Below are 11,939 nucleotides of genomic sequence, written 5' to 3' on the forward strand. Positions count from 1 at the left end.
GGCTCCGTTGGGGGCCTCAAAACTTATCGAAAAACAGAAAACTATTTGAATGCAAGGGGATACGCCAATGTTCCAAATCCTGCCACCCCAGCCAGCGCGGCAAAAGACCCGGGATGAACCATTCTGCAATTGCCGCGGCCTTGCCGGGATGCTTAATGTTCCGCCATGGGGGACGCTTCGACACAGCACCAGATTGACGCATTTATCGCCCAATGGCGCGATACGGGCGGGTCGGAGCTGGCGAACACGCAGAGCTTCATAAACGGCCTGTGCGCGCTGATCGGCGTGCCCGCACCCGATGGCAGCCGCACCGACGACGCGCACAACGATTATGTGTTCGAGCGCCGCGTGTTTCAGGACAATGGTGACGGCACGCAGAGCTTCGGCCGCATCGACTGCTACAAGCGCGACTGCTTCATCCTCGAGGCCAAGCAGGGCAGCGAGGGCGACCGCGCCGCAGCCGCGCGCGGTGAGGACGATCTCGACCTGTTCGGCCAGTCCGCCAGCGCCCGCGTCAAGCGCGGCACCGCACGGCGCGGCACGCCCGGCTGGACCCGCGCAATGCTGCAGGCCAAGGGCCAGGCCGAACGCTATGCCAAGGCGCTGCCGACCGATCATGGCTGGCCGCCGATCCTGCTGATCGCCGATATCGGCTATTGCATCGACGTCTACGCCGATTTCACCGGCACCGGCAAGGCCTATGCCCAGTTCCCCGACCGCGCGTCATACCGCATCATGCTGGACGACCTGCGCGACGACAAGGTGCGCGAGCGGCTGGCGCTCATCTGGACCAATCCAAAAGCGCTCGATCCTTCCACCCGCGCGGCCAAGGCGACGCGCGAAATTGCCGACTATCTCGCCACCATCTCGAAACGGCTCGAAGCGCGCGGGCATAATGCCGAGGCCGTCAGCGGCTTCCTGATGCGCCTGTTGTTCACGATGTTCGCCGAGGATACCGGCGTGCTGCTGCCCAGAAAGTCGTTCACCGAGCTTCTGAAGGGCCAGCTCGACCATCCCGAACACCTGCACCACCAGCTGACCGCCTTGTGGACCGCGATGGACAAGGGCGAGTTCGCCCCGTCGCTCGGCATCCCGGTCAAGCATTTCAACGGATATCTGTTCAAGTCGCGCGAGGCGCTGCCGCTGGAACGCGAGGAGCTGCTGGTGCTGATCGAGGCGGCGGGCAAGGACTGGACCGAGGTCGAGCCCGCGATCTTCGGGACTTTGCTCGAACGCGCGCTCAACCCCAAGGAACGCGCCAAGCTGGGCGCGCATTACACCCCGCGCGCCTATGTCGAGCGGCTGATCGCGCCGACCATCATGGAACCGCTGCGCAGCGACTGGGACGGGGTGCGAGGTGCGGTGGAAAGCCTGATGGGCGAGGACAAGGTCGATGCCGCCCGCGCCGTCGTCGAAGGCTTCCACGCCCAGCTCGCGCAGACCAAGGTGCTCGATCCCGCCTGCGGCACCGGCAACTTCCTCTATGTCGCCATGGCGCGGATGAAGGAGCTGGAGGGCGAGGTGCTGGAGCTGCTCGCCGAGCTGGGCGACAACCAGTATCTGGCCGAGCTGTCCGGTCACACGATCACGCCCGAGAACTTCCTCGGCATCGAGATCAACCCGCGCGCGGCGGCGATTGCGCAGCTGGTGCTGTGGATCGGCTATCTGCAATGGCATTTCCGCGTCAACGGCAAGGACCGCAGCCCGCCCGAGCCGATCCTGAAAGACATCCGCACCATCGAGAATCGCGACGCGCTGATCGAATATGACAGGCGCGAACTGGTGAAGGACGAGAACGGCAGGCCCGTCACCCGCTGGGATGGCGAGACGATGAAGCTGCACCCCGTGACCGGGCGCAAGGTGCCCGACGAGGACGCGCGGGTGGAGGTGTACCGCTATGTGAACCCGCGCGCGGCGAAATGGCCCAAGGCGGATTTCATCGTCGGCAACCCGCCGTTCATTGGTAACAAGCGGATGCGTGATCGATTGGGAAGAGAGTATGTCGATGCGCTTTTTGGATGCTATGACAGCCCTCAATCCATTGATCTAGTTATGTTTTGGTGGGACATTGCAGGCACCCTTGTTCGGCAAGGTCAAGCTAAGCGGCTCGGGTTCATCACTACCAATTCGCTCACTCAGACTTTCAATCGGAAAATTTTGTCGCGCCATTTAGCTCGCAATGGTGAAATGCACCTCGTTTTCGGTATTGGTGATCACCCCTGGATCGATGAAGCTGGCTCTGCTGCAGTCCGAGTTGCTATGTCTGTAGCAGCGCATGGTCCCGGCACAGGCCAGTCAATCGAGGTTTTACAAGAATCAGGCGTCCCGGGCGAGGAGGTTTTGGCTCGCCGGGTTGGGCTGCTGGGGGCTAACTTGGAAATCGGAGCGAACCTCCTGCAGGCCTCGCGTCTTAAAGCAAATTCTGGGTTGGCGTCGCTGGGGTCAACCCTGATCGGCCAAGGCTTCTTGCTTGAACAGTCAGACGCATACGCACTTACCGACGCGGAGCCAATATCAAGCGAACTCGTTCGACCTTATCTGAGCGGGCGCGACATCACAACGCGAGACCGGAGGCAATTAGTGATTGATGCCTTTGGGATCACCGAGGAAGCCCTACGATCCCGATATCCCCACACTTACCAATATTTGAAAAATGCAGTGTTTCCGGATCGCCAAACGAATGCGCGCAAGTCCTACCGGACCAACTGGTGGATCCACGGGGAGCCCCGGAGCGAGCTGAGGCTGGCGTTATCCGGTCTGTCTCGATATTTGGTCACAGCCCGGACCGCCAAACATCGCATGATGACATTCATGCCGTCATCGACACTGGCCGAGAGCCGCGTGGTGGCGATTGCGCTTGATGACGATTTGCATCTCGGCATTCTAAGTTCACGAGTTCATTCCGCATGGTGCGTAGCATGGGGGGCTAAACAAGGGATAGGTAACGACCTGAACTACAACGTAGGCGAGTGCTTCGACCCCTTCCCCTTCCCCGCCGATGTTCCCGAGCAGCTCAAGGACCGCATCCGCACCGAGGCCGAGGCGCTCGACGCCCTGCGCAAGCGCGTCCTCGCCGCGCATGAGGACCTGACGCTGACCAAGCTCTACAACGTGCTCGAAGCCTTGCGAGCCAATGATGGACGGGGCCGCGCGCTGACCGATCAGGAGCGCGACACGCATGATCGCGGGCTGGTCACGCTCATCCGCCAGCATCATGATGCCATCGACGCGCTGGTCGCCGAGGCCTATGGCTGGCCGGTGGACCTGTCCGACGAGGACATCCTCACCCGGCTGGTCGCGCTCAACAAGGAACGCGCCGCCGAGGAGGCACGCGGCCTGATCCGCTATCTGCGCCCCGAACTTCAGGACCCCGGTTATGCCGCCCCTGTCAACCAGACGCTCGATTTCGGCGAGGCGGCGGTCGTCCTGCCCGACAATATCATCGCCTGGCCCAAGACGCTGCCCGAACAGGTCAGCGCCGTGCAGTCCATCCTCACCGCCGCCCCCGCACCGCTGGCTGCGCAGGACATCGCCCGCAGCTTCAAGGGCAAGCGCGCCGCCACCGTCCGCCCGGTGCTCGAATCGCTGGCGATGCTGGGCATGGCCCGGCGGCTCAAGGACGGGCGGTATGCGGCGTGAAGCGCAGTGGCGGCACGGCCGGGCGCCCCATGGGACACCTTTCGATGAGACATTGGAGACCCATTCAGAACCGCTCGAATCTGTGCTCTGCGCCTAGATATCTGCTTGAGCGCGCTGTCGAGCGAATTCCGCAAGCGCCGATTGCAGATCGGTGTAGACGTACTTGCCGACGAAATACTGCTTCATCACCCGAGAGGTAATCCGCGATGGAACTGATGCCGGGCGGACAGGGTGTCGGAGGGCACCGCCTTCGTTTTCCCACGAACTTGTCGTGGGCGCCGGCATGGGCCCGACATCGCCCGTGTTTTGGGGTTTGCTATCGTCTGCCCCAATGATGACCGTTGTTGTTTCGTTGTCCTGAAGCTCGCGACCCGAGGTGCGCAGCCTTTGCTGAAGCTTGCGGATCTTCTCCGCATAGAGGCGCACCTTGTCGAAATGTCGGTCTTGGTTCTCGCCGTTTTCGGACGCGCTGGCTTTCATGGCAGCCACTTGCTGCCGAGCGAAAAGTTCGTTGAGGTCCATCGTGCCCGTCCTTGTCTGAAATCCCTGTCTGAAATCTGGTGCCAGGCGTTCTGCATATATTGGGAGCCCTTGATATCGGGCTCCCAATATCGGCACAGATCAGGTGGCCTGCTTGGTTGCCGACTCGTGCTGCCCCTGCTGCATTTGCAGCTTGGTCGCATGCGTCTTCCCGCCGTCTGCCTGAACGGTTTCATATTCGAAACGCTGTCCAGCCTTCGGCTCCTGCGCCTGCTCCTGCAGATCCGCCTTGATGAACGCCAGCGCGCTGCCACCGGTTTCCGGTGAAATCATGCCAACGCCCTTGCGGCTGTCATAGCTGTAGATTTTGCCAAAATTGCTCATAGCGACATTCCTTTCTTGCACACATCCAGGCGAAATTGCCCGGATATTGTTCAACTAAAATGCGATGCATAGAGATGGAATTTGAGATTTTCCTAACTTTTCTACAAATCTATTTATAGTCATAACAGATATGGATATTTTATCCCATAATTCAACCTTGCCACAGCAATATAATTATTAGAATACATCATTATATATTATGGAAATTTTCATGTTTTTTCGAAAACATCACAAACGATTTTTATCGATTAGTTTTGGTGGCTCTGCGTGACATGGCGTCGGGGAATGTCTTGGCTACAAGTCCGTCGCAGAATCTTACAGCCATTCCGGAGATGCCCGCAAACGGCCCTGGCCCACGGTTGCCGCTCCGCGCCTGCCGCCTTGCGGATGTTGTAGCTGGAGACTTTCGGGGTTGCGGATTGATCGGCAGTCATGCGGGGGGGTCCGACGACAGGCAGCGTCGAGAATGCTCAGCCTTTGCAGTCACGATCCCTGGTCGCAGCGATGCCGACCTTCGAATCGCGGCGATAGATGTCCGGCTGGAAAGCGATAGTCCCATCGGCATCGGGAGCGGCGGTGAAATAGGCGAGATAGATCGGCATGGCACTGGCGAGATCGAAGGTGACGGTTTTGGCCGATCGCACGGTTGCCGCGATCTCGCTCCTGGTCTTGCTGCCTTCGAGCAGCGCGGTGGCAAATCCGAGCGCATCTGCAATGCGCACGCAGCCATGGCTGAACGCCCGTGTCTCCTTGGCGAAAAGCTGCCTGCTGGGCGTGTCGTGGACATAGACGCTATAGGGATTGGGCATGACCAGCTTCATCTGACCGAGTGCGTTGCCAGGGCCCGGCTTTTGCCGCCACTGTCCGTTCGACTTCACGTACCCCTGGCTGGCTGCAAAACGCCCGCCCTTTTCGCGAACGATGCTGGCGGGAATGTTCCACCATGGGTTGAGGGTGATTCCGGTGATCTGCGCCGCAAAAACCGGCGTGGGGGTCGATGCCTTGCCCACGATCACCCGCCATGTCCGTTCCGGTCGCCCGGCCATCGCCAACCGCGCCTCGAAGAATGCAGCATTCACCAGAACGTAGTTTTCGCCGAGGCTTCGAGGCATCCAGCGCCACCGTTCCATGTTGCGCGCGATCACGGCCTTGCGGGTGCGGTCCGTTTCGGTCGCATAGGCGGCGCGCAATGCGGCATAGTCGGGATGGGCCGGGCGCATCTCGATGAAAAACCTCGCCAGTGTGTCTTCTGCCAGGCTACGGTGCAGCATTTCCCGCACATCGGTTTGCTCGTCAGTGTCGGCAATCTGCCAGCTTGCCTTCTGTTTGGCTGTGGACATGCCCAGCAGATGCAGGCGGGCAAGCGCGAGCGCCAGGGTATCTGCTGTCGCGTCCCGTGCCGGTCCGGGGCCGTCGCGCAATCCGGCGTCAAGCTCAGAGGTGTCGAGCACCGGAAGCCCGTCTTCGGGTGCGCTGGCGACGAACTCGCGCAACTGCCGGACCTGATCGGCACTCCACCCGGAGGCGTGCGCACCTGGCATGCTGCGAAAGTCAGACTCGCAAGGGCAAGGCATGCGTTCATCCGGCTTTTCGACATTTTTGGTTCGCCTGTTTGCGCTTTGCGGTAAGCGTGATTACCTGCACACTATCAGAACGCGCTGGCGACATATCTATGAAACTCACACGACGCCACTTTGTCGGGGCTTTGGGGCTTGGATCCCTGGGAATGGCCGTGCCTTCGGCATTTGCCGCTGCGCGATCATCCCCCACGCCAGACCTGCTTGGTCAGGCCAAGGCCGCTCTGGATCAACACAAGACAAAGGTGCTGCACAGGGATTTCATCGGTCTTGTCGATTTCGCAGCGCCATCAGGAAAGCCGCGCTTTCAGGTGGTCGATCTGGCCAATGGCCGGATCGTCGCCAACAGCCTTGTTGCGCACGGGCGTGGATCAGACCCCGCGAATACCGGATTTCTCCAGCGTTTCTCCAACGATCCCGGCTCGAACGCATCGTCGGGCGGCAGCTTCCTCATGGGCGAAACCTATATCGGCAAATATGGACGCTCTGCTCGCCTCCACGGGCTTGAGCCCCAGAACGACATGGCCTTTGCACGCGCGATCGTCATCCACAGTGCCGATTATGTCAGCCAGGCGATGGCCGCCGCGTCCGGCAGGGTCGGGCGAAGCTTCGGGTGCTTCACGGTACCGCATGACGATATCGGCACGGTGCTGGCTTTGCTGGGGCCCGGCAGGCTGCTCTATTCGGCCAGATAAAGACCTGCGGGCAACGGGTATGGCGTCGGGTGGCCTTCATTTGCCGGCGATAGACCCGGCTGGTTACGGCGGACCTGCGTCCAAACAGAGTTTTGTGGGTCGCATTTGATTGGTGCCCTGTCAACTGGCCGCTTGATTGATCGAGCGAAGTGATAGCTCGGCAAGCAAGCGAGTGAACGACTCGCCTGCCATCCCAAAGTGTCGGGTTTTGGCTAGAACATGCCTTTGCATCTCAGCGCGGGCTTGACGGCTCTGTCCCAAGACTTTCCGGCAGCTCCTGCGCAGACCCCGTCATTCATTTACGCCAATTTGAACGTCTGCCCAGGCCGAGAGCCGCCATGCCCTGCTTATGACCCCAGCTCGGTGGAACCTTGGAACCCAAGCCCTGACAGATCGCGAGAACGGCTCACTGCACGGGCGCGATATCGCCGATCGGACTGCCCCACGAGCCGATGCCCAGAAAAATCGTCCCGGCCATCATCGACATGAGCAGGGTCAGGATCAGCAACCACACCAGCATGATCCCCATCGTCATTCTCCAGCTTTTCGGGGGCAGGCCCTGGAACAGGAAGGTGAGAATTCCCGCAACGTTCACGCACACGAGATTGACCGTGAACAAGAACATGGCGCTTGCGCCTGCATGCGGTAACCCCGCTCCGGTATACATGCCTGCCGCAGTCAAAGGGGGAACCAGCGCTACCGCGACCATTACACCGACGAGGGAGAGCGAAGCTCCCCGGCTGAAGGCAAGCACTCCAGCCGCCCCGCAGGCGAGCGCCAGTGCAATGTCGGAGGGCTGGACCAGTGTCCGGTTCCGCAATTCAGAGGCCTGAGGGTCAATCGGGAGGATAGCACCGATGACCACGCCTGACAGCACCGCCAGCGCGCATCCGAGCGCGAGGGTGATGATCGCTTGGCGGCCAAGCTTCCAATTGCCCACCGTTGCCGCCAGCGCAATTCCCATTGTCGGCCCGAGCAGGGGGGCAATGATCATCGCGCCGATAACGACAGCTACCTGTCCGCTGCGCATTCCAAGCCCGGCGATGATGGCCGAGAACATAACGGTCAACACGAAGGAGGGACGGATCTGCAAGCTCTGGGCTATGTCGTCGTAGATCTCGTCGGTGCTCAGGCGGTCGCGGCTGAAGAAGCGTTCCAGCCGGGTCGGCGGCGGCAGATCAGACGCCAGCGGCAATTCGGTGGTCGGATCTTCTTCGATCGCCGGAAACACGGCTTCAAGCAGGGCGACGTGCGCCGTAAAGGACGGCGCTGCCGCGAACGCTTCTTCCAGCTCGATGAGCAGTCGTTCTGTGTAACGTTGCTGGACGATGCAAGTGTATTTCTCCTGCGCGCCAGGCAAGGTTTCGCGCCAGAACCTTCGTGTGTGGCGCGGCAGGATTGTTTCCAGACGCTCGATCTGGTCTTCCGGCAGGTAGATCTGAACAATTCTGGCTGACATCGATGCATCTACCCTCGGGCTTCGACCCGACGTTAACATCTCGAGCGAGCATATTCACGTAAGCCAGAAAATTGCCGAAAAATTATCAAAGGATCGGTGTCATCTCCATCAGGCACTTCGGTTGCCCGGAAGCATGCGCTTCAGGGTGTCGTCCTTGTAGTAGTAATGGTGCAACAGCGCGGCTGCCGCGTGCAGGCCGATCAGAAAATAGCCGATGGTGCCGATGGTTTCGTGCACTTCCTGGACTTGCGTAGCCAAGGCTTTGCTCGGGGCCACCAGCGGAAACAGGTGCAGTCCGTAAAACGGGATCGTTTTTTCCTCTGCGCTCAGAATTGTCCAGCCCAGCAGCGGCATCACCAGCATGAACGCATAGAGCGCCCAATGCACGCCTGTGGACATCTGAATCTGCCACGCCGGCGGCTGAGGCGTAATCGGCGGCCTTGCGGTGAGCAATCGGGCGGCAATCCGGATGACCGCCAACAGCAGGACTGACAGGCCAAGCATGAAGTGCCAGGTCTTCAAACCTTCGCGCAGGTCGCTGCCGCGCGGGAAGTATCCACGCAGCAGGATGCAGGCATAGCCACCCGTGATCAGCAGCAGCATCGCCCAGTGCAGGACAATCGAGACAGGCGCGTAGCGTTGCTTCATGATTTTTTCGGCCATATTGCACCTCTTGAGATAAAACCCATCAGACGCTCACTCCGAAAAGCCAGCCTACTGCCGCTGTAATGGCCATCGCAAAGATGCCCCAGCCCATTACGCGCACCACCGCCGGCACCAATGGCGCTGCACCGGCCTTGGCACCGAGCGCGCCCAGTATCGCGAGCGAGACAACCGATGTAACCACCACAACAAGGATTTCGGCCGAAGGCGGGGCCAGATAGGCAGCCAGCACGGGAACCGCTGCGGCCACGCTGAACGTCGCCCCTGATGCCAGCGCAGCCTGTAGCGGCCGTGCCGCAAGGTGATCGGACAGGCCCAATTCATCCCGTACATGAGCCGCAAGTGGATCAGCCAATGAAAGCTCACGCGCCGCCATCGCAGCCGTCTTGGCGCTGAAGCCGCGTGACAGATAGATCGCTGCGAGCTCTTCCAGCTCTTGCTCCGGGGATTCTGCCAGTGCTTGCTGTTCGCGGTTGATATCGGCCCGCTCGGAATCGCGCTGGGACGATACCGAGATATACTCTCCCGCCGCCATCGACATCGCACCCGCCACCAGGCCCGCGACGCCAGCCACAAGAATCGCAGCCCGATCGGGTGTGGCCGCCGACACACCCAGGATCAGCGAGGAAACCGAGACGATCCCGTCATTCGCCCCCAGCACTGCCGCTCTGAGCCAGCCGGTGCGGTGGACATAATGAGGGTCATCGGGATGCGGGCTTGCTGATAGCATTGCCTTGGCGCTCCTTTGCCTAAATGCTCGGACGGGTTTGCATCAAGGCTGCGTCCTCACCGGCGACCCCGGTTCATCACGGTGACCCATGCAGCGACGAAATCCTTGGTAAACTTATCGCGCCCGTCATCGGCGGCATAGACTTCGGCAACCGCGCGCAATTCCGAATTCGATCCAAATACGAGATCGACCGGAGTGGCGGTCCATTGCAGCGCATTTGTCGCCCGGTTGCGCCCTTCATACAGCCCGGCAGTTTGGGCCGACTTTGACCAAACGGTCGACATATCGAGAAGGTTCACGAAAAAGTCGTTCGTGAGGACACCCGGCCGCGAAGTGAAGACGCCGTTGGCAGAGCCGCCAGTATTTGCATTCAAGGCGCGCATTCCACCGACCAGAACGGTCATTTGCGGAACGGTCAGATCGAGCAGGTCAGCGCGTTCGACCAGCATTTCAGCGGGCGAAAGGCGGCTGTCGGGGGCGTAATAATTGCGGAAACCGTCAGCCTTGGGCTCCAGCGGTGCAAAGGAGGCGGCATCTGTCTGCGATTGGGCCGCGTCGACGCGCCCCGGAGTGAAGGGCACCGTCACATTCGATCCGGCTTGCTTGGCAGCCTGCTCGATCGCAGCGCCGCCCCCCAGCACGATCAGATCGGCCAAAGAGACCTGTCTGCCTGCTTTGCGCGAACGGTTGAAGTCGGTCTGGATGCCATCCAGCGTCTTGAGGACACCGCGTAATTCCGGAGGGTTGTTGGCCAGCCAGCTGATCTGTGGTTCGAGCCGCAGCCGCGCGCCATTGGCGCCGCCGCGCCCGTCCGTGACGCGGTAACTGGCCGCAGACGCCCAGGCGGTGCGCACCAGTTGCGGGACAGTCAGCCCGGACGCCATGATCTTGGCCTTGAGCACGCCGATATCGCGTTCGTCGATCGCGGCGTAATCGGCCTTGGGCAAAGGGTCCTGCCACAGGAATTCTTGGCTGGGCACGTCCTTGCCAAGATAGCGCGAACTTGGCCCCATATCGCGGTGGGTCAGCTTGAACCACGCCAGCGCAAAGGCATCGGCGAAGAGCTGCGGATCCTTCTGGAAGCGCAAGGCGATCTTCCGGTAAACCGGGTCCTTCTTCAGCGAGATATCGGTCGTGAACATGATCGGCGCGTGGGTTACGCCGGCCACATGCGCGTCCGGAACCAGACTGACGGCATCGGGGTCGCTGGGGATCCATTGTATGGCGCCTGCCGGGCTCTTGGTCTTGACCCATTCGAACCGAAACAGATTGTCGAGATATTGGCTAGTGAAGGCGATGGGATTGGATGTCCATGCACCTTCCAGCCCGCTGCTGACGGTATCCTCGGCAAAGCCTTTGCCGCAGGTGTTTTTCCAGCCAAGGCCCTGCTGCTCGATCGGGGCAGCGGTTGGCTCGGGGCCGACGCAGACGCCCGGCGGGTGGGCACCGTGGGATTTGCCGAAGGTGTGGCCGCCAGCGATCAGGGCGACTGTCTCTTCATCATTCATCGCCATGCGCGCGAAGGTGTCCCGCGTATCCTTGGCGGCTGCCAAAGGATCGGGATTGCCGTTCGGCCCTTCGGGATTGACGTAGATGAGGCCCATCTGCACCGCTGCAAGCGGATTCGCCAGCGACCTGTCACCGCCATGGCGCTGATCGGCCAGCATCTGGTTTTCTGGCCCCCAATAGACCGTGTCCGGCTCCCAATCGTCGGTTCGCCCGCCGGCAAAGCCGATGGTCTTGAACCCCATCTGCTCCAAAGCGACCGTGCCGCTGAGTTCAATCAGATCGGCCCAAGAAAGCTTGCGCCCGTATTTCTGCTTGATCGGCCATAGCAGCCGGCGCGCCTTGTCGAGGCTGACATTGTCCGGCCAGCTGTTGAGCGGTTCGAACCGTTGTTGCCCGCCGCCCGCACCGCCCCGGCCATCGGCGATGCGGTAGGTGCCCGCGCTATGCCATGCCATGCGAATGAAAAAGGGGCCGTAATTTCCGTAGTCGGCGGGCCACCACGGCTGTGACGTCGTCATTACCTTGGCAATATCGGCCTTGAGCACATCCAGATCGAGCGTGGCGAATTCTTTGGCGTAGTCAAAATCTTCGCCGAATGGGTTGGATTGCGGAGCCTCCTGACGAAGCGGCGACAGGTCGAGCCGGTCGGGCCACCAATCCTTGTTCGTCATGGCCTTTTCGGGGGCCTCCACCTGCGCTTTTGCCTCGGTGGCCATCGCGATCGGGGCCAAGGCAACAGACAGGATCGCCGCGAGTTTGATCGCTTGAATTTGCATTGGCCTGAATTCCCTTGGCTGGATTGG

General features: G+C 60.8%; 9 protein-coding genes. 2 read left to right on the top strand and 7 right to left on the bottom strand.

Annotated elements, in window-relative coordinates:
* Nucleotides 1-165 precede the first annotated feature (165 nt).
* Nucleotides 166-3,639 carry a class I SAM-dependent DNA methyltransferase gene (locus tag C7451_RS05715; protein ID WP_110298022.1) on the top strand — a complete coding sequence of 1,158 codons (3,474 nt, stop codon included), beginning with the start codon at nucleotides 166-168 and terminating at the stop codon, nucleotides 3,637-3,639.
* A gap of 93 nt (nucleotides 3,640-3,732) precedes the next feature.
* On the opposite strand, the gene C7451_RS05720 is transcribed toward C7451_RS05715, so the two are convergent.
* From C7451_RS05720 to C7451_RS05730, 3 genes are all read right to left on the bottom strand, one after another.
* A complete protein-coding gene (locus tag C7451_RS05720) occupies nucleotides 3,733-4,161 on the bottom strand; it encodes a hypothetical protein (protein ID WP_110298023.1) in 429 nt (142 codons plus the stop codon).
* Nucleotides 4,162-4,260: 99 nt separating this feature from the next.
* On the bottom strand, nucleotides 4,261-4,503 hold the full coding sequence (locus tag C7451_RS05725) for a cold-shock protein (protein WP_110298024.1): 243 nt from the start codon (nucleotides 4,501-4,503) through the stop codon (nucleotides 4,261-4,263).
* 470 nt (nucleotides 4,504-4,973) lie between these two features.
* Nucleotides 4,974-6,044 carry a L,D-transpeptidase family protein gene (locus C7451_RS05730; RefSeq protein ID WP_167398433.1) on the bottom strand — a complete coding sequence of 357 codons (1,071 nt, stop codon included), beginning with the start codon at nucleotides 6,042-6,044 and terminating at the stop codon, nucleotides 4,974-4,976.
* Between the two features lie 185 nt (nucleotides 6,045-6,229).
* Here C7451_RS05730 and C7451_RS05735 point away from each other — a divergent pair, with 185 nt between their 5' ends.
* Nucleotides 6,230-6,775 (top strand): murein L,D-transpeptidase catalytic domain family protein, encoded by a 546-nt coding sequence (locus tag C7451_RS05735; RefSeq protein ID WP_244181637.1) that lies wholly within the window; start codon nucleotides 6,230-6,232, stop codon nucleotides 6,773-6,775.
* Nucleotides 6,776-7,181: 406 nt separating this feature from the next.
* On the opposite strand, the gene C7451_RS05740 is transcribed toward C7451_RS05735, so the two are convergent.
* From C7451_RS05740 to katG, 4 genes are all read right to left on the bottom strand, one after another.
* The gene (locus tag C7451_RS05740; RefSeq protein WP_167398434.1) at nucleotides 7,182-8,234 is read right to left on the bottom strand and encodes a TIGR00341 family protein; all 1,053 of its coding nucleotides are present in this window, start codon (nucleotides 8,232-8,234) and stop codon (nucleotides 7,182-7,184) included.
* Between the two features lie 108 nt (nucleotides 8,235-8,342).
* Entirely contained in the window at nucleotides 8,343-8,897 is a 555-nt protein-coding gene (locus tag C7451_RS05745; RefSeq protein WP_110298028.1) for a cytochrome b, read from the bottom strand.
* Between the two features lie 25 nt (nucleotides 8,898-8,922).
* Entirely contained in the window at nucleotides 8,923-9,627 is a 705-nt protein-coding gene (locus C7451_RS05750; RefSeq protein WP_110298029.1) for a VIT1/CCC1 transporter family protein, read from the bottom strand.
* A 56-nt stretch (nucleotides 9,628-9,683) separates the two neighbouring features.
* Nucleotides 9,684-11,912, bottom strand: coding sequence for a catalase/peroxidase HPI (gene katG, locus C7451_RS05755; protein ID WP_110298030.1), 2,229 nt, complete (start codon nucleotides 11,910-11,912; stop codon nucleotides 9,684-9,686).
* Between the last annotated feature and the right edge of the window lie 27 nt (nucleotides 11,913-11,939).

Origin of the sequence: Blastomonas natatoria, from assembly GCF_003201955.1 — a bacterium.
In the GTDB taxonomy this organism is placed as follows: domain Bacteria; phylum Pseudomonadota; class Alphaproteobacteria; order Sphingomonadales; family Sphingomonadaceae; genus Blastomonas; species Blastomonas natatoria.